This is a genomic window from Shewanella sp. 38A_GOM-205m (assembly GCF_000518445.1).
GTDB lineage: Bacteria > Pseudomonadota > Gammaproteobacteria > Enterobacterales > Shewanellaceae > Shewanella > Shewanella algae.
Genome location: NZ_KI912440.1, coordinates 52574 through 70252 on the forward strand (window position 1 = coordinate 52574; position 17679 = coordinate 70252).

Here is a 17679-nt window from a genome sequence, read left to right on the forward strand (position 1 = left end):
CATCCAGTTACTTCTTATCGCGTTTCCTTAGTCACTTGGTTCTGCCACTTAGGCCCCAAGCCAAACAAGCGTTGTTCAAATAAACCACTAGACGACTGGTCTAATGGTGATTATACTGGCCGCCATGAACACACAGACACAAAGCACACGCCAACACATACTGGACACGGGTTACCAGCTCGTCGTAACCAAAGGCTTTTCCAATGTTGGCCTGTCACAACTGCTGCAACATGCAGAAGTCCCCAAGGGCTCCTTCTACCACTACTTCAAATCCAAGGAGCAGTTCGGTGAAGCCCTGATAAAGGACTATTTCAACGATTATCAGGATAAGCTGCAGGCACTGCTGGGCCATGAGCGCACTCCGGCGCTACAACGGCTGCAAAGCTACTGGCAACTCTGGCTGGACTGCGACGCCGATGTCTGCGGCGCGCAAAAGTGCTTGGTAGTAAAACTGAGTGCCGAAGTGGCCGATCTCTCTGAGCCGATGCGTATGGCGCTGCTGCAAGGTGCCAAGCGGATCATTGCCACCATTGCCGAATGTATCGAAGCCGGTAACCGGGATGGTTCTGTCAAAGTCAGCAACAGTGACCAGACGGCGCAGCTACTTTACAACCTCTGGCTGGGGGCCAGCCTGATGAGCAAGCTGACTCAGGATAAAAAAGCCCTTAATCTGGCAATGCAAACCACTGACAGCATACTCGCAGGCAGGCTGGACAACAGCGGCCAATAACAGATACTCCCCGCCACACAGGTGGCGGGATTTTTTTAACCAAAAACTAGACGACCGGTCTAATTAAGCAATAAAAGCCAATGGAGCCTATTATGACTGCCAATCAAAACCCACATCAGCGCATTGTGCTGGCCTCTCGCCCGAGCGGCGCTCCCAATGCAGACAACTTCCGTCTGGAAAGCAGCAGCAAGCCGGTGGCAGGCGACGGCCAGGTGTTGCTGCGCACCATCTATCTGTCGCTGGATCCATACATGCGCGGCCGCATGAGTGATGCAGAATCCTATGCCGAGCCGGTAGCCGTGAACGATATCATGGTCGGCGGTACGGTTTGCCAGGTGGAAGAGTCCCGTCATCCGGACTTTGAAGTCGGTGAGTGGGTGCTCGCTTACACTGGCTGGCAAAACTATGCCCTTTCGGACGGTGAAGGGTTGTTGAAACTCGGCAAAGCGCCGGCTGCCCCTTCATACGCCCTCGGAGTCATGGGCATGCCGGGTTTCACCGCCTATATGGGACTGCTGGATATTGGCCAGCCCAAAGCGGGAGAAACCCTGGTGGTTGCCGCCGCTACCGGACCGGTTGGCGCTACTGTAGGCCAGATAGGTAAACTCAAGGGCTGCCGGGTCATAGGTATTGCCGGCGGCGCTGAGAAATGTCGCCACGCCAAAGAAGTACTGGGTTTCGATGAGTGTCTGGATCACAAGGCCGAGGACTTCGCCGAGCAGTTGGCCCGAGTCTGCGACCAGGGAATAGACATCTATTTCGAAAACGTCGGCGGCAAGGTGTTTGATGCCGTATTGCCCCTACTTAACACCAGCGCCAGAGTCCCTGTATGTGGTTTGGTGTCTCAATATAACGCCACTGAGTTGCCGGCCGGCCCAGATCGCCTGTCACTGCTGATGAGCACCATTTTGGTGAAGCGGATCAAGATGCAGGGATTTATCATTTTTGACGACTATGGTCACAGATATGAAGAGTTTGCCAAGGATATGGGTGACTGGCTGTCTCAAGGCAAAATTCAATACAAGGAGCAACTGGTCGAAGGGCTGGAGCAGGCCCCACAAGCCTTTATCGGCCTGCTTGAAGGTAAAAACTTCGGCAAGCTGGTGATCAAGGTTGCCGAGCCGCTGTGATAAAAACTGATGGCTGCACCAAGTTGAGTCCTGCGGCCATTCGGTAACCAGCAAAGCAAGACTTGCGGCCCGCTTAAGCATAAACGCCAAGAGGGCCGCCAATTTTGACGGCTTAATTCAGACTATTCACACCGTCTTTAACAAAGCCTTGGATCAGGCCTCCAGCTTAAGCCTGGTTTCAAAGACAATCCGGGCACGCCCTTTAATTTGAACTTTGTGGACAGTCTCTTTATCGGCAAAGACCCGCACCTGCATATATCCCTTGCGGCCCATCTGTTCGCCCTGAGCGATGGAAAACTCCGAGCCCTGCATGCTGGCAGGCAAGCTGCCGTAGTGAGTCAAATAAGCGCCCAAAGGCCCATTGGCATTACCCGTCACAGGATCCTCTGTTATCCCTATGGCAGGTGCAAACATACGCCCTGCAGCCAGCACGCCCTCTTCTTCAGGCTCCAGTGTAAACAGGTAAAAACCATTGCAACCAATTTCCCGACTCAACGCCACCAGCTTGGACTCATCCAAGGCAACCTGCTCAAGCAGCGCTTTACTCTTGAGTGGTACCATCACTTTGGAGTGGCCAGTAGAAACTATCTGTACCGGCAAATCCGTCACCAGGGCCCCTTCAGGCAAGCCGGTACCCAGCAACAATGACTCAACCTGGGTAGCACTCAAGATGGCGCCAAACTCTACCTTTCGCTGAGTCATCAGCACTGAAATATCGCCCTCTTCCTGTGCTATGGTAACCGGTGGCTTTCCTGCTCCCGTCTTTTGAATCACGGTTCCATCTGTGACACCGCGACTTTTGGCATAAACATAGTGGGCCGACACCGTGGCATGACCACAGATAGGGACCTCTTGAGTGGGAGTAAAAAACCTGACTTCGATATCGTAATCGGCCCCTGGAGTATTAAAAATAAAGGCCGTTTCCGAATTATTTAGCTCTCTGGCGATATTTTGCATCTGCCGCTCATTCAAGACATCGGCATTGAGCACTACACCGGCGGGATTACCGGCAAACAGCTCAGTGGTAAAAGCATCCACTTGAAAGAGTTGTAACTCCATGATTGACTCCGGAACAAAAGCGTCAAACGAGTATCGACACTTTCCCAACCCTTGGCAATATAGGCGTAGCTTGTCACCCGATAGCTCAAGGGCCTTATCGGGATGGCGCTGACCATTTCAACCTTTGGCCAAAAGGTGTAAAATCCTCCTCTTATGTCAAATGGCTACCAGTGTTCTGTGCAGGGGTGAGATGCAGGCGATGAGCAAGGCAACTTTTTATCTGCTGCCGAATGCAGCACAGCAACCAAGCGCCGAGCAGTTGCAACTGCTTGCCTGTCAGTTGGCCGGGCAGCATTATGCAAACGGTGAATGGCTCTATATTCACTGTGAGGATCAGGCTCAGGCCCATGGGATTGACGAGCTGCTGTGGCAGTTTGAGCCCAGTGCTTTTGTGCCCCACAACCTCAAAGGGGAAGGCCCTGCCGCCGGTGCACCGGTTGAAATCGGCTTCGACAGGCTGGGGCCCAATCAACGCCGCCCGATACTGATCAATCTGGCCAATGAAGTCCCGGCGTTTGCGGTAAACTTTGGCAGGATCATAGATTTTGTTGCCGGTGATGAGCAACACAAGGCCCTGGCCAGGGACAGATACCGCCAGTATCGTAATCTGGGAGTCACGCTCAGCACCCAGGATTTGGCAACACAACCACTTAATTTTGTTTGAGAAACGACAGTTCCCATGGAAAAAACATATAATCCGCAGTCTATTGAACAAGCGCTCTACCGTGTATGGGAAGAGAAAGGTTACTTCAAGCCCCACGGTGACGAGTCCCAGGGCAACTATTGCATCATGATCCCGCCGCCGAATGTCACCGGCAGCCTGCATATGGGACACGCCTTCCAGGATACCATTATGGACACCCTGATCCGTTACCAACGGATGAAAGGCAAGAACACCCTCTGGCAAGTGGGTACCGACCATGCCGGTATCGCCACCCAGATGTTGGTGGAGCGCAAAGTCGCCGCCGAAGAAGGCAAGAGCCGCCACGACCTGGGCCGTGAAGCCTTTATGGACAAAGTATGGGAATGGAAGAACCAGTCCGGTGGCACCATTACCCGCCAGATGCGTCGCCTGGGCGCCTCGGTAGACTGGGACCGCGAGCGTTTCACCATGGACGAAGGCCTGTCGGAAGCCGTACAGGAAGTGTTTGTTCGCCTCTATGAAGATGACCTCATCTATCGCGGTAAGCGCCTGGTTAACTGGGATCCCAAGCTGCACACAGCAATTTCCGATCTGGAAGTGGAAAACAAGGAAAAGCAGGGCCACATGTGGCATTTCCGCTATCCACTCGCCGATGGTGCCCTGACCGCCGACGGTAAAGACTATCTGATTGTCGCCACCACACGTCCGGAAACCATGCTGGGTGACAGCGCCGTTGCCGTGCACCCTGACGATGAACGTTATCAATCCCTGATAGGCAAAGAGATCATTCTGCCAATCGTTAACCGCCGTATTCCTGTGGTGGCCGATGACTATGTGGATATGGAGTTCGGTACCGGCTGCGTGAAGATCACCCCGGCCCACGACTTCAACGACTATGAAGTCGGCAAGCGTCACAATCTGCCTATGTTCAACATACTCACCCAGGATGCCGCCATCCGCAGCGTGGCCGAAGTGGTGAATGTCGATGGTAGCCTCAACACCGAATTGGATGCCTCTTTGCCAAGCCGTTATGCCGGTATGGACAGATTCAAGGCCCGCGATGCAGTTGTCGCCGAATTTGAGACCCTGGGTCTTTTGGAAAAAATCGAGCCCCACGGCCTGAAAGTGCCTTATGGCGACCGCAGTGGCGTGGTGATTGAGCCGCTGCTGACCGACCAATGGTATGTGTCTGTCAAACCACTGGCCAAGACAGCCATAGAAGCGGTGGAAAACGGCGATATCAAGTTTGTGCCTCAGCAATACGAGAACATGTACTTCTCCTGGATGCGTGACATTCAGGACTGGTGTATTTCACGTCAGCTGTGGTGGGGTCACCGCATTCCGGCCTGGTATGACGACAGCGGCAAAGTCTATGTCGGCCGTAACGAAGCCGAAGTACGCGCCAAGCACAACTTGGCAAGCGATATTGCTCTGCGTCAGGACGATGACGTACTGGATACCTGGTTCTCCTCTGCCCTGTGGACCTTCTCAACCCTGGGCTGGCCACAGCAGACTCCTGAGCTGAAAACCTTCCACCCCACAGACGTGCTGGTGACAGGTTTCGACATCATCTTCTTCTGGGTTGCCCGGATGATCATGATGACCATGCACTTCATCAAGGATGAAGACGGCACACCTCAGGTGCCTTTCAAGACTGTCTATGTGACCGGGCTTATCCGTGATGAGCAAGGCAACAAGATGTCCAAGTCCAAGGGCAATGTGCTGGATCCTCTGGATATGATCGATGGCATAGATCTCGAATCTCTGGTTGGCAAGCGCACCGGCAACATGATGCAGCCGCAACTGGCCGCCAAGATTGAAAAGAGCACCCGCAAGGAGTTTGCCGACGGCATCGAGGCCCACGGTACCGACGCGCTGCGCTTTACCCTGGCCGCCATGGCATCCACCGGCCGTGACATCAACTGGGACATGAAGCGCCTGGACGGTTACCGCAGTTTCTGTAACAAGCTGTGGAATGCTTCGCGCTATGTACTGATGAATACAGAAGATCAGGATTGCGGCCCCCACTCACCTAACGGCAAGGCCGGCGGTGAGATGCAGCTGTCGCTGGCGGATCGCTGGATCACAGGTCTGTTCAACCAAACGGTCAAGACCTTCGAAGAGCATATGGGCGCCTATCGCTTTGACTTGGCCGCCAATACCCTGTACGAATTCACCTGGAACCAGTTCTGTGACTGGTATCTTGAGCTGACCAAGCCTGTGCTGCAAAACGGCTCTGAAGCCGAGCAGCGTGGCACCCGTCATACTCTGGTGACTGTACTCGAGCAGCTGTTGCGCCTGATGCACCCATTGATGCCATATATCACTGAAACCATCTGGCACCGTGTCAAACCACTTGCCGGTGTGGAAGGGGAAACCCTGATGCTGGCCGCCTTCCCTGAGTATCAGGCCGACAAAGTCGATACCGAGGCCATGGCCGATTTGGAATGGGTCAAGCAAGTGATTGTTGCCGTGCGTAACATCCGCGCCGAGCTGAACATAGCTCCGTCCAAGCCGCTCAACGCCTTGCTGCGCAGTGTCAGTGCCCGCGACAAGGCCCGTGTAGAAGCCAACCAAACCTTCTTCACCAGCTTGGCCAAGCTGGAAAGCATGACGATTCTGGCCGATGGCGACAACGCGCCCATGTCCACCACCCAACTGGTGGGCGAGATGGAACTGTTGATCCCTATGGCAGGGCTTATCGACGTAGCCGCCGAAATGGCTCGTATCGACAAACAGCTGGAGAAGCTGAGTGGCGAAGTGGCCCGCATTGAAGGCAAGCTGTTCAATGAAGGCTTTGTTGCCAAGGCACCGGCAGCCGTTATCGACAAAGAGCGCAGCAAGATGGCTGATCTCAAGCGCGATATGGACAAGCTCAAAGAGCAGCAAGCCGAGCTGGCCAAACTGGAAGCCTGACAGTAAATCCGCATAAGCTAACAAGTAGAGGCAATCAAGGGCAGTCAATTGACTGCCCTTTTTTCATTCCGTTTGCGCCCAGGGCAGAGGGTTGGCAAGATTAAGATAATTTCATCTTCCAGCGCTGGCTATCGGGGCAACATATTGTTAAATTGAGGAATATTCCAAGGGGAGTAACTTCTCGCCGGCTTGTCGTCATTACGGTGTTTGCGCACCCGGCAACCGGGCAAAGCCACTGAGCTGTGCTTTGTAAGTGAGACCTTGCCGACAGGCAAGATCCGTGCTCCTTCAGCTGGCCTGCCGTCGGTGGCAGGCTTTGTTGTATTTGGAGATAACGAAATGGGTACCTGGTGGTTGTGGAGCGGATTTCTGGTAATAGTACTGGGGATCCTTTGGATAGATCTTAAGTTTGTCGGCGGTGGTCACAGCCATAAAGTCTCGGTCAAAGAGGCGGGGATCTGGACCCTGGTGTGGATAAGCGTCGCCATGCTGTTCAACTTGGGAGTCTGGTTCTATCTGAAACAGACCGCAGGCCTCGAAGTCGCCAATCAGCAGGGGCTGGAGTTTCTCACCGCCTATCTCATCGAAAAAGCCCTGGCCGTGGACAATGTATTTGTCTGGTTGATGCTGTTTAGCTATTTCGCCATCCCCGCCGAGCTGCAAAGGCGGGTGCTGCTCTACGGAGTGCTGGGCGCCATAGTCATGCGTACCGCCATGGTATTTGGCGGCACCTGGCTGATTAATCAGTTCCACTGGGTGTTGTATCTATTCGGGGCCTTTTTGCTGTTTACCGGTGCCAAGATGCTGTTTGCCAAGGAAGAGAATGAAACCGATCTCTCAAACAGCAAACTGCTCGACTGGCTCAGAAAACACCTGAGGGTGGTGAAAAAGCTTCAGGGTGAACACTTCGTGGTGCGTCGCCGCGGCATGTTATTTGCCACGCCCCTGCTACTGGCGCTGATTTTGGTAGAGATCAGCGACATCATCTTCGCGGTGGACAGTATTCCGGCCATCTTCGCGGTCACGACAGATCCCTTTATCGTACTGACCTCCAACATCTTTGCCATCATGGGACTCAGGGCCATGTACTTTCTGCTGGCGGGCGCCGCCGAACGTTTTGTGCTGCTCAAATATGGCCTGGCGCTGATCCTGATGTTTATCGGTACCAAGATGCTTCTGCTGGATATCTATCATCTGCCTATCATGCTGGCACTGGCGGTCATCGCCGCTATCCTGCTGATCAGTGTATTGGGCAGCTTGTGGCTGACCCGGGATAAGGGCAAACAACCACATGCATAATATCTGTCACTTGTCAGTCGCTCAAAGGGCTTATAATATAACAAAAAATTAACAAACGTTATTCTTATGACCCAGAGAGCGACCTTGGTCAACGGCACTTTGCTGCCACTCAACAACCTGTTGGCAGACGGCGTTTATACCGCACCTTTCAAACTCGGCAGTGAAGAGTGTGAGGTTAACCTCATCATAGATAGCGGCAGTTCCACCATGGCTGTGCTGCACAGGCGCTATCAGCCTGAACAGGATATGTCACTCAAGCCAACGGCCTTGGCACAGGAGATTTGCTATGGCCAGGGAGGCTGGCTGGGCTCTGTCATTCACACTCAGGTTCAGGCGGCGCAGCTGAAGTTAACAGATACGCCACTGGCCTTGGTACACAAGGAAACCCGGCACACATTCCTGGAGGCTGACGGTATCTGGGGACTGGCCTATCACCCCCTCAATCGCAGCTATGATCTGAGTCATTATCTCGCTCTGCAACATCAGCGGCAGAAATACACCTTTCCCTGGCCCTTTGGTGATCAAGCACAAGTGCTTGATCAAAGGCAGCTGCAGCACTTTAAGGCCTTAATCTCGCAGGCACCAGAGCAGGATATTCCCAGTTGCTTTACCCTGATGGAACAACATGGTCTGTGCGCCAACAGGTTTGCCCTACTCTGTCATAGATCCAGTATTCACCATGCCTGTGCCGAAACAAGGCAGGCAAGCTTAAAAGACGACAGTCTCAATCAAGGAATACTGATACTCGGCGGCGGCGAAGAGCAGACCCATCTCTACGATGGCCAATTTATCGATATCAAGGTCGTCCATGACCGCTACTATAACCTCAACCTCAAAGCCGTCGGCTGGCACGGTGAGGATGCCATTCCTCTTCCTCCCACCGACAGCAAGCTGGAACAGAGAGGGTCGAGTAACGCCATTCTGGACTCGGGCGCTTCACTCATCTGCCTGCCCGAGAGTCTGTTCAAGCGCTTGCTGCAGAGCCTTTACCGTCTTCACCCTGACGCTGCCTCTGTGCTGGAGCCCTTTATCCATGAGCTTTCCAAGGTGCAGCAAATGCTGGCAGAAGGTATCCCCTGCAACCAACTCAAGCTTGAGCAATGGCCGGAGCTGTTGTTTTACCTCGAAGGAGAAAAAGGGGAAACCTGCATACTCACCTGCCCGGCTGACTGTTATTGGCAAACAAATGCCCCCAAGCATGGCCATGCCGTATTCAAACTCATGGGACAGCTGCCCCATTGGCCGGCCCAGAGCATTCTGGGGCTTCCGCTGTTCAATCCCTACTATGTAGTGTTCCGTCGCGATCTGGGAGCAAGCGGCACGGTTCGCTTTGCCCGTAAGAAAAATGTTTCCAAGCCGGCAGCCCCCTAAGGAGAGTCATGAACAGATTGACCAGTCCAAGACTGCTGTTAACGCCTCTGAAAGCAGAGGATAAAGACTTGTTCACCGGCCTTTATCGCGATCCTCAAGTCATGTCTTTTATCGCAACTGAGCTCAGTGAAACAGAGGCCGAAAGGCGATTTACCCATACCCTGACAGCCAACAACAAGTTGGTGCCCCGAACATATTGTTGGTGTATCAAAACCCGCAGGCAGCTCCCGATAGGCATACTGGGCCTCAGCCGCTACGGACGAGCGGGCGAAATAGGCATTTTGTTGCGCCCACAGGCTCAGGGACAAGGTTATGCCAAGGAGCTACTGCACCTGATGCAGCAGCGACTCTCAAGTGAAGCGACCCTTGATGAGCTGCTGCTTCGTACTCATAAAAAGAACGAACCGATGAAAAAAGTCGCCTTGGCTATGGGGTTTAAGCCAGTCATGGTCGAGCCTGAGCACTCCCGCTTGATGTCATTTCTGTGGCAGACCACCAATAGTGCTTTAAAAAATAATAAACATTGATAACATTAGCAAAACAATTAAAGAGGCCAAATCAATGCAAGGCTCTATCACCTGTGTCGGCGTCGGTATGATGCTGGGGGCTCACCTGAGTCCAGTCAGCCTTAGTCATATCGAGCAGGCCGATATAGTGTTCTGTGGAGTATCCGACCCTCTGGTCGAGCTCTGGCTTAAGGAACTCAATGCCAATGTCCGCTCGCTGCAGCCTTGCTATGCTCACGGAAAATCCCGTCATCTCAGTTATCGGGAGATGGTCGATACCATGCTAAGTGAAGTTCGTTTGGGTAAAAAAGTGGTCGGTGCCTTCTATGGACATCCAGGCGTGTTTGCCAAAGCGCCTCACCAGGCCGTGACCATTGCCAGGAATGAAGGCTTTGAGGCGCAGATGCTGCCAGGCATATCCGCTGCCGATTGCCTCTATGCCGACCTTGGCATAGATCCCGGTCAAAATGGTTGCCAGCACTTTGAAGCAACCCAATTCATGCTCTACCACAGGCGAGTCGATCCGACAGCCACTCTGATCCTGTGGCAGATAGGCCTGGCAGGCGATCTCGACATGGGGCTGACAATCACAGACGCCAAGAGTCGGCAACTCTTGTTGGAAGAACTCTATCGGCTCTACAGTCCAGAGCACTCCTGCTGGCTTTATGAAGCCGCCACCACGGCGCTGGCCTCTCCCAGAAGAGAAGCCATAAAACTGCGCGAGCTTGTAGAGGCCACTTTGGCGCTCCATACCACTTTGGTGATCCCTCCGGCTGCAAAACCCGAACCTAACTTAGAAATGCGAGCGCGCCTTGCGGCATTGGGTAGCAAGGCGCCCTTGTATCATCAACCCGAGGAGAGTGTATGAGTAAAGTGATTAACCTGCTGGCCCGACTGGGCGCCGACCCGAGCCTGCAAGCCCCGGAGGCGCTGGATAAAGCCCTGACTGAAGCCGGGGTATCCGCCGAAATAGCCACGGCCATCAAAGATAAAGATCTGCTGCAGTTGAAGGCCGAACTGGATCTTTGCCCGGACGTATTCTGTATATTTTTCCCGGCCGAAGATGAACCGGAAAAAGACGAGCAGGAAGATGACGAAGAGAATCAAGCTTCACAGCTACAAGCTGTGGCCAGCTAGACGGCACCTGAGGCTCAGCGGCAGGAGGCTCATTTGCGCCCTGTTGTGCCTGATAGCAAGCGCTGCGGCCCAAGGCTCGGACGAACTCAGAGAAGCGCTGCAACGCAGCGACGAAATCCGCTCGAGTTCGCCCGGCCAGTTCAGCGCCATGCTCAGAAAGCTGGAGCTGCGCCGTACCGATATGTCTGCTGCCGAGCAGGACTACCTGTCTTACCTGCTCGCCTACGAGCACTCCTTCAACGGCCGCTTGGAAAAAGCCCGCAGTATCTATCAGGAGCTGGTGCAATCTAGCGCTGTGCTCGAAATCCGCTTTCGGGCGCTGACCTCTTTGGTCAATACCAATGCCATCAAGCGCGAGTGGAGCCAGGGCGCCGAAAACCTGCGACAAACCCTGCAACTTTTGCCACAAATCAAGGACGACGGCTTCTATGTTCATGGTCTGGCGGTAGCTGCGGTTTTCTACAACCTTCTGGGGCAGTATCAACAAGGGCTGCACTTTGCCACCAGACTCAGGGAAAAGGGCCACAATGATGGTCGCAGCCTCTGTTTTGCCGACCAACTCAGCCTGCAGGCGCTGTTTGGCTTGAAGCGTATTGAAGCCACTGACAGAGCTTTTGCCCAAGCCTTGAATATCTGCCAGGAAGCCAATGAACCGGTGGGCGCCAGCGCTATACTCAGTTACCAGGCAGAGCTGTATATCAATGAGGGCAAACCACAGCAGGCGCTGGAGCTTTTGTTACATCAGCTTCCCCAAATGGAGTCGACCCGCTATGCCCCTATGATTGCCAGCTATTATTCGCTGCTGGCCGAAGCTTATTGGCGCACAGATGAACCAGAACTCGCCAAAGAGTTTGCCATCCAAGCCGTGGCAGGCGGTGCCGAAGCCGGCAAGGGCGACCCCAGTATCCGAGCCTTTCGGGTGCTGTATCAGTATTACCGACAAAGCGGCGACCTTGATGCGGCATTGGATGCCTATATACAGTATTCCGAAGCCGATAAAGCCTTTCTCGACGAGATCAGAGCCAAGACCCTGGCATTCCAGTTGGCGGAACACCAAAGCGTGGAGCAAAAAAACCGTATCGCACTGCTGGATGAACAGAACAAGCTGCTCAAGGTCAAACAACAGTTGGCCGAGACAGAGTCCCACAACCACAAGCTGCTGATAGCGGCACTTTTCTGTGTCATCACTTTGCTGCTTACATGGGGATACCAATCCTGGAAAACCCAGAAACGGTTACGGGAGCTGGCCGAGTTTGATTGCCTGACCGGGATTTTCAGCCGCGGGCATTTCACTCAAGTCGGGCTCAGCGCGCTGGAATACTGCAAGCTGCAGCAACTGCCGGTGAGTTGCATCATGCTGGATTTGGATAATTTCAAACGTATCAACGACACCAAAGGTCACAAGACCGGAGACTGGGCGCTGAGGGAAGTGGCCCGTATTGCCCGAAACCTATGTAACGGCAAGGAAATACTGGGGCGCATTGGTGGCGAAGAGTTTTGCTTGTTGATGCCTGAGACCCGTATCGACAAGGCGATAGCCTTTGCCGAAATTCTGCGGGAATTATTGGAGCAGGCCGATACCTCGGATTCGGGCCACAGCTTTACCTTGACCGCCAGCTTTGGGGTCTCTGAAGCTGCAATTTCCGGCTATCAGCTGGAGTCGCTCTTGGCAGATACCGACAAGGCCATGTACCAGGCCAAGAAAAATGGTCGCAACCAGGTGTGCAGTGCCGCCGATATCCCCTGAATTCGGGTAGAAAAAACAGGGCAAAACAGCATATTGGTGTTTTTTTTGACACCAATGCCAAAGTATAATACGGCTTTATAGCGACGTGGAAACCTGCCATGCTGGCTTTTATCAAAGAAGAAATGTCACTGCTTATCGCCTTGATTACCTTGTTATTCTTTAAGACAGGTGGCGCTGAGCATCTGGCGGACGGGACTCCGCTCGCCGTTTATATCCCGCTGTCGATATTGCTGCTTGTGGTAGTGATCTGGACCATTTTCGGAGTCGTGCGCCATTCAGATATTCTGGCGATTCGACTGGGCGATCCCTATGGCACCCTGATCCTCACCCTGTCGGTGATCTCATTGGAAGTGGTGATGATCTCCTCTGTGATGCTGACAGGTGACTCCAACCCAACCCTGGCCCGGGACACCATGTTTGCCGTGGTGATGATCATCTCTACCGGCCTGGTGGGGCTGACGCTGCTGCTGGGCGGTTGGCGCTATCATACCCAGCAATTCAATCTCGATGGGGTAAAATCCTACCTGGTCGCCATTATCCCGCTGGCCCTAGTGTGTCTGGTGCTGCCCAATTTTACCGAAGGCGGCAGCATAGGCGGCTTATCGGTTTCCATGTCCTGGATGCTTGGCTTGGTGTCGATAATGCTCTACGGCATCTTCCTGATGATCCAAACCAAGAGCCATAGCCACTTTTTTGTTGATGCCGACCACCTGGATGATGAGCACCATCATCATGCCTCCAGCCACTCCAACCTCTACCACGGAGTGCTGTTGCTCATCTGCCTGGTAACCGTAATGCTGCTGGCCAAGACCCTGGCCATGCCCATCAACTACAGCATTACCACTCTGGGCGCGCCGGCGAGCCTGGGTGGCTTCCTGGTAGCCTGTATTATTCTCGCGCCGGAAGCCGTAGGTGCCATAAAAGCCGCGCTCAATAATCAGTTGCAAAGAGCGATGAATCTCTATTTTGGTTCTGTACTGGCCACCATAGCCCTGACCGTACCTGCGGTACTTCTGGTGGGCAGTATTGCCGGTGAAGAGGTCAGGCTGGGGCTCAGTCCCGCAGATATGGTACTGCTGGTGACCACGCTGATGGTTTGTAAGGTGAGTTTCAGCAGTGGCCGCACCCATGCACTGCACGGGGCGACTCACTTGGTGTTGTTTGTGGTCTATCTGTTCTTGATGTTTGAGTAATCATTCGCGGATGTTGGCCATGAAAAACACATCCACATATTCGCCATCACGGAAGGCATAGTCCCGCGCCTCGCCCTCAATCACAAAGCCATGGCGTTTGTAGAGCGCTATGGCGGCGTGATTGTCGGTATAAACCGTCAGCTCAAGGCGTCTCACCGCCAACCAGTTATGGGCCAAATCCACAGCGGCTGCCAACAGCGTAGAACCCACGCCGATACCGCGGCACTCTTCACTCACCGCCATCCCCAGGCCAGCCACATGCTTACGTCTGGGGTTGGTTTGTACCTGTAAGGAGAGCTGACCGGCCACCTCCCCTTGCCACTCTGCGACCAGTGAATAACAACCATCCGGCAGTTCGCCCAGGCGTTTATACCACTTCTCGAGTGACGGAAAGGGCTGCTGCAAGGTGCCGGCATAACAGCTTGGCTGAGTAAATAGCGCCCGTATTGCCGGAATATCCGTGTGCTCGCTGTGGCGCACCACTACCTCTTGTTGTGGCTGACTCACCTTGGGTTCAAACTCTGTTGCCTGCACTCTGTTGTTCTCCTTAACTAAAAGCCGCCAAGCCTGTCTGGGCCCGCCCCAGGATCAAGGCATGAATATCATGGGTCCCCTCATAGGTATTGACCGCTTCCAGGTTCATCAGATGCCGGATGACATGAAACTCGTCACTGATACCATTCCCACCGTGAATGTCCCTGGCCTGGCGAGCGATTTCCAGCGCCTTGCCGCAGGAGTTACGCTTGATTAGCGAGATGGCCTCGATAGCCAAACTGTCCTGATCCAGCAAGCGACCGGCCTGCAAGCAGGCAAACAGCGCCGTGGTGATCTCTGTCTGCATGTCCACCAGCTTTTTCTGGATCAGCTGATTGGCCGCCAGCGGCCTGCCGAACTGGACTCGGTCCAGACTGTATTGCCGCGCGGCATGCCAGCAAAACTCAGCCGCGCCCAAGGCGCCCCAGGCGATGCCGTATCTGGCCTTGTTGAGACAGCCAAAGGGCCCCTTGAGCCCCTCGACGTTGGGCAGCAGAGCATCGACACCCACTTCAACCCCGTCCAGCACGATTTCGCCGGTTATCGAGGCCCTGAGAGAGAACTTGCCCTCTATCTTGGGCGCCGACAGCCCAGGGGTGCCCTTTTCCACTAAAAAGCCACGAATGACCCCATCCAGCTTGGCCCAAACCAGGAAGAGATCGGCAATCGGTGAATTGGTGATCCACATCTTGTTGCCATGGAGCCGATACCCTCCTGGGATGGCTTCTGCGCGAGTCTTCATGCCGCCGGGATCTGACCCCACATCCGGCTCGGTCAGGCCAAAACAGCCAATCAGCTCCCCCCGTGCCAACCTTGGCAGGTATTTCTGTTTCTGCTCTTCACTGCCGTAGGCAAAAATCGGATGCATCACCAAAGAGGACTGCACACTCATGGCGGAACGATAACCACTGTCGACCCGCTCTATCTCCCGGGCAATCAGGCCATAGCTGACATAGTTGACCCCGGCGCCGCCATATTCAGTCGGCAGAGTCGCCCCGAGTAACCCCAGAGCACCGAGCTCTGTCATGATCTCGGGATCAAAGTATTGCTCGCGATTTGCCTGCAGGATCCTGGGTTGCAACTTGCTTTGGGCATATTCATGCACAGTGTCACGGATCATCCTTTCTTCCGGCTGCAACAGACTGTCAAACTGCAAGGGATCTTGCCAATCGAAGGGATTACGGGCCATAGCTTTGTCCTTTTTTTCAGCTGATTTTCATCATGCTACCTCAGTCCCGGATGTCTGCCCAGAGCTAAAACCTCTGCCAAACAAAGATTACGTCTGTATCAAATTGCAACCTTTATGAAAGAAATCTCTGAATTTGCGCCGGACAAATGCTAATCTTCTGCACAATCTTGGTCATAGTTATTACTGATATTTCCGGTATTCATGTCTGTACGGCTCTGTTTATTCATTATCAGCCTCTTTTCTCTCAGCGCCTGGGCCCATCCCTATTGCGAGGAGAGAGAGTGCATACCTGTTGGTGAATGGGATCTTGGACTGGCTTTGGGTTACGGTCAAAAGAGCAACCCCTTGCGCCATCAGGACGATATTCCCCTCTATGTGATCCCCAGTATTGCCTACTATGGTGAGAACTGGTTTTTTGACAACGGTAATCTGGGGCTGACCCTGGCGGAGTCGGAAAACTACACCATCAACCTGGTGACGGCTTACAGCAGAGAGCGGGCTTTTTTCTACCGCTGGGATCCCAGCAATGTGTTTACCTTCGGTGGCGGATCTCAAGTCTCCATTACCCCAGAGAGCCGCGCCGCGCCGGTAATGTTATTCCAAAGCAGTGAACCACCAAAAGTTTTTAACGAATTGGAGGACAGGCACTTTACATTTCTTGGCGGAGCCGAGGCTTTTATTTACACTCGATACGGTACACTGAATCTTTCGCTTACACATGATATGTTCAATGTTCACCGGGGCACCGAAGCCAAAGCCAGGTGGTTATATCATCTGACATTGGAACGCTGGAAACTGGAGTTTGCCTTGAACATAGAATGGAAGAGTAAAGAAATAGTCGACTATTACTTTGGCGTAAGACCAAGCGAGAATGCCTATTGGAGTCAGGCGTACCAGGGGAGTTCAGGCTTTAACCGCGGACTGGAGTTTACCGGTCGCTATAGCCTAAACGAGGACTGGGATCTTGTATTAGGACTGCGTTATACCCAACTTGCCGATGAAATAGCCAAGAGCCCTCTGCTGGATGAAGATGATGTCAGAGCTTTTTTCATTGGTGCTGCCTATAGGTTTTAAAACAAGGTGCGCTTAGCAAAAGGCTGGTGTTGGCTGTTCCCGCTGTTGATGTTGTCAATGATATTGGCAGCCAATGTACAGGCCGAACCAGATAATAATAATAATCAAGAAGCCAAGCTGGCTATCACACCACAGCTCTGTATTCTCAAGAGTGAAGAGGACACCTGTTCGCTTGACGTCAGTTTAAGCTGGAGTAATACAAACGGTGCGGTTTGTATCCTTTCTGATTACGAAGGGTTACAACGTTGGTGCAGTGAAACTGAAGATGTGCACAGCCTCACATTCCGACTCACAACCAGTGAGGACATTCACTTTGTCATGGTAGATAAAGACACATGGCAAACCTTAGCCGGCGTTTACTTTAGAACTACGCCCGTGTCTGACACCAGCGTCAGGCGAAGATATCGTAACCCTTGGAGTTTATTCTGATGACCTCAGCGCAATCGACTCACCGAGTTTTATTGGTGGAAGACGACATTCGTCTTGCCAACCTTATTGTGGATTATCTCAAGTCCCATGGCATGCATGTAGAAGTTGAGCGCCGCGGTGACACAGTACTGACCAGACTGCTTAACTACAAACCGGACATTATCCTGTTGGACATCATGCTGCCGGGGATGGATGGACTGACATTATGTGAAAAGCTGCCGGATTACTTTGCCGGCCCTATCCTGCTGATGAGCGCACTTGGCTCCAACGAAGATCAGATCAAAGGCCTGGAACTGGGCGCAGATGACTATGTGGTTAAACCGGTTGACCCGGCACTCTTGGTCGCGCGGATCAACAATCTGCTGAGGCGTCATACCAAGCCACCTATGGCAGAATCCCACTGCCTGAGCTTTGGCAAGCTGAGCATAGATCCTCACACTCAGGCTATCCGTTTGGGCGAGAAAGAGGTGGATCTCACCAGTCACGAATTTGAACTCCTGTGGCTGCTGGCATCCCAGGCCGGCCAGGTGCTGAGCCGCCAGTATATCTACCAATGCCTGCTGAATATCGATTTCGACGGCAAGGATCGCAAGATAGACGTGCGCATTTCCCGCCTGCGCAAGAAGCTGGGCGATAACATAGAAACACCGTTCAGGATCAAGACGGTATGGGGCCAGGGATATCTATTTGCTCCCGAGGCCTGGAACAGCTGATCCTCTTTT

Annotated in this window: 17 protein-coding genes; 14 read left to right on the forward strand and 3 right to left on the reverse strand. The window is 53.4% G+C overall.

Translation table 11 applies throughout. From position 1 onward, the window contains the following. The first annotated feature begins 124 nt into the window (after positions 1-124). On the forward strand, positions 125-730 hold the full coding sequence (locus tag N512_RS0121200) for a TetR/AcrR family transcriptional regulator (protein WP_028781605.1): 606 nt from the start codon (positions 125-127) through the stop codon (positions 728-730). Positions 731-822: 92 nt separating this feature from the next. Beyond that, a complete protein-coding gene (locus N512_RS0121205) occupies positions 823-1860 on the forward strand; it encodes an NADP-dependent oxidoreductase (protein ID WP_028781606.1) in 1038 nt (345 codons plus the stop codon). 153 nt (positions 1861-2013) lie between these two features. Here N512_RS0121205 and N512_RS0121210 read toward each other — a convergent pair whose 3' ends face one another. Further along, the gene (locus N512_RS0121210; protein ID WP_156029303.1) at positions 2014-2919 is read right to left on the reverse strand and encodes a PhzF family isomerase; all 906 of its coding nucleotides are present in this window, start codon (positions 2917-2919) and stop codon (positions 2014-2016) included. Between the two features lie 199 nt (positions 2920-3118). Here N512_RS0121210 and N512_RS0121215 point away from each other — a divergent pair, with 199 nt between their 5' ends. From N512_RS0121215 to N512_RS0121255, 9 genes are all read left to right on the forward strand, one after another. Beyond that, on the forward strand, positions 3119-3583 hold the full coding sequence (locus N512_RS0121215; RefSeq protein WP_028781608.1) for a DNA polymerase III subunit chi: 465 nt from the start codon (positions 3119-3121) through the stop codon (positions 3581-3583). 15 nt (positions 3584-3598) lie between these two features. Continuing rightward, complete coding sequence (locus N512_RS0121220) at positions 3599-6478, forward strand: valine--tRNA ligase (protein ID WP_028781609.1); 2880 nt, start codon at positions 3599-3601, stop codon at positions 6476-6478. A gap of 339 nt (positions 6479-6817) precedes the next feature. Beyond that, on the forward strand, positions 6818-7777 hold the full coding sequence (locus tag N512_RS0121225) for a TerC family protein (RefSeq protein ID WP_028781610.1): 960 nt from the start codon (positions 6818-6820) through the stop codon (positions 7775-7777). A 66-nt stretch (positions 7778-7843) separates the two neighbouring features. After that, a complete protein-coding gene (locus N512_RS23595) occupies positions 7844-9148 on the forward strand; it encodes a pepsin-like aspartic protease (RefSeq protein WP_051472914.1) in 1305 nt (434 codons plus the stop codon). Between the two features lie 8 nt (positions 9149-9156). After that, a complete protein-coding gene (locus N512_RS0121235) occupies positions 9157-9675 on the forward strand; it encodes a GNAT family N-acetyltransferase (protein WP_028781611.1) in 519 nt (172 codons plus the stop codon). A 34-nt stretch (positions 9676-9709) separates the two neighbouring features. Then, a complete protein-coding gene (locus tag N512_RS0121240; RefSeq protein WP_028781612.1) occupies positions 9710-10522 on the forward strand; it encodes an SAM-dependent methyltransferase in 813 nt (270 codons plus the stop codon). Then, on the forward strand, positions 10519-10791 hold the full coding sequence (locus N512_RS0121245; RefSeq protein WP_028781613.1) for a hypothetical protein: 273 nt from the start codon (positions 10519-10521) through the stop codon (positions 10789-10791). Before N512_RS0121240 ends, N512_RS0121245 begins: the two co-directional genes overlap by 4 nt. After that, entirely contained in the window at positions 10745-12538 is a 1794-nt protein-coding gene (locus N512_RS23600; RefSeq protein ID WP_051472915.1) for a sensor domain-containing diguanylate cyclase, read from the forward strand. The genes N512_RS0121245 and N512_RS23600 overlap by 47 nt, the downstream gene beginning before the upstream one ends. 98 nt (positions 12539-12636) lie before the next feature. Then, positions 12637-13731, forward strand: a complete 1095-nt coding sequence (locus N512_RS0121255; RefSeq protein ID WP_028781614.1) for a calcium:proton antiporter — start codon at positions 12637-12639, stop codon at positions 13729-13731. On the opposite strand, the gene N512_RS0121260 is transcribed toward N512_RS0121255, so the two are convergent. Together N512_RS0121260 and N512_RS0121265 are read right to left on the reverse strand one after the other, a co-directional pair. Next, a complete protein-coding gene (locus N512_RS0121260; RefSeq protein WP_231473635.1) occupies positions 13732-14265 on the reverse strand; it encodes a GNAT family N-acetyltransferase in 534 nt (177 codons plus the stop codon). A gap of 13 nt (positions 14266-14278) precedes the next feature. Further along, entirely contained in the window at positions 14279-15454 is a 1176-nt protein-coding gene (locus N512_RS0121265) for an acyl-CoA dehydrogenase (protein WP_028781616.1), read from the reverse strand. Between the two features lie 201 nt (positions 15455-15655). Between N512_RS0121265 and N512_RS0121270 the strand changes: the two genes are divergently transcribed. Genes N512_RS0121270 through N512_RS0121275 form a run of 3 tightly spaced genes read left to right on the forward strand, consistent with a single transcriptional unit; the run spans position 15656 to position 17670 of the window. Next, positions 15656-16528, forward strand: a complete 873-nt coding sequence (locus N512_RS0121270; protein WP_037475861.1) for a MipA/OmpV family protein — start codon at positions 15656-15658, stop codon at positions 16526-16528. A 6-nt stretch (positions 16529-16534) separates the two neighbouring features. Continuing rightward, a complete protein-coding gene (locus N512_RS24260) occupies positions 16535-16957 on the forward strand; it encodes a DUF3019 domain-containing protein (protein ID WP_231473637.1) in 423 nt (140 codons plus the stop codon). Beyond that, entirely contained in the window at positions 16957-17670 is a 714-nt protein-coding gene (locus tag N512_RS0121275) for a response regulator (protein WP_025889263.1), read from the forward strand. The genes N512_RS24260 and N512_RS0121275 overlap by 1 nt, the downstream gene beginning before the upstream one ends. Positions 17671-17679 lie beyond the last annotated feature (9 nt).

Bases quoted from the DNA above. Each gene is read 5' to 3' on its own strand.
- N512_RS0121220 (WP_028781609.1), top strand. From the start codon at position 3,599: ATGGAAAAAACATATAATCCGCAGTCTATTGAACAAGCGCTCTACCGT.
- N512_RS0121235 (WP_028781611.1), top strand. From the start codon at position 9,157: ATGAACAGATTGACCAGTCCAAGACTGCTGTTAACGCCTCTGAAAGCA.
- N512_RS0121200 (WP_028781605.1), top strand. From the start codon at position 125: ATGAACACACAGACACAAAGCACACGCCAACACATACTGGACACGGGT.
- N512_RS23595 (WP_051472914.1), top strand. From the start codon at position 7,844: ATGACCCAGAGAGCGACCTTGGTCAACGGCACTTTGCTGCCACTCAAC.
- N512_RS0121240 (WP_028781612.1), top strand. From the start codon at position 9,710: ATGCAAGGCTCTATCACCTGTGTCGGCGTCGGTATGATGCTGGGGGCT.
- N512_RS0121245 (WP_028781613.1), top strand. From the start codon at position 10,519: ATGAGTAAAGTGATTAACCTGCTGGCCCGACTGGGCGCCGACCCGAGC.
- N512_RS0121255 (WP_028781614.1), top strand. From the start codon at position 12,637: ATGCTGGCTTTTATCAAAGAAGAAATGTCACTGCTTATCGCCTTGATT.
- N512_RS0121265 (WP_028781616.1), bottom strand. From the start codon at position 15,454: ATGGCCCGTAATCCCTTCGATTGGCAAGATCCCTTGCAGTTTGACAGT.
- N512_RS23600 (WP_051472915.1), top strand. From the start codon at position 10,745: ATGACGAAGAGAATCAAGCTTCACAGCTACAAGCTGTGGCCAGCTAGA.
- N512_RS0121210 (WP_156029303.1), bottom strand. From the start codon at position 2,919: ATGGAGTTACAACTCTTTCAAGTGGATGCTTTTACCACTGAGCTGTTT.
- N512_RS0121275 (WP_025889263.1), top strand. From the start codon at position 16,957: ATGACCTCAGCGCAATCGACTCACCGAGTTTTATTGGTGGAAGACGAC.
- N512_RS0121270 (WP_037475861.1), top strand. From the start codon at position 15,656: ATGTCTGTACGGCTCTGTTTATTCATTATCAGCCTCTTTTCTCTCAGC.
- N512_RS0121225 (WP_028781610.1), top strand. From the start codon at position 6,818: ATGGGTACCTGGTGGTTGTGGAGCGGATTTCTGGTAATAGTACTGGGG.
- N512_RS0121215 (WP_028781608.1), top strand. From the start codon at position 3,119: ATGAGCAAGGCAACTTTTTATCTGCTGCCGAATGCAGCACAGCAACCA.
- N512_RS0121205 (WP_028781606.1), top strand. From the start codon at position 823: ATGACTGCCAATCAAAACCCACATCAGCGCATTGTGCTGGCCTCTCGC.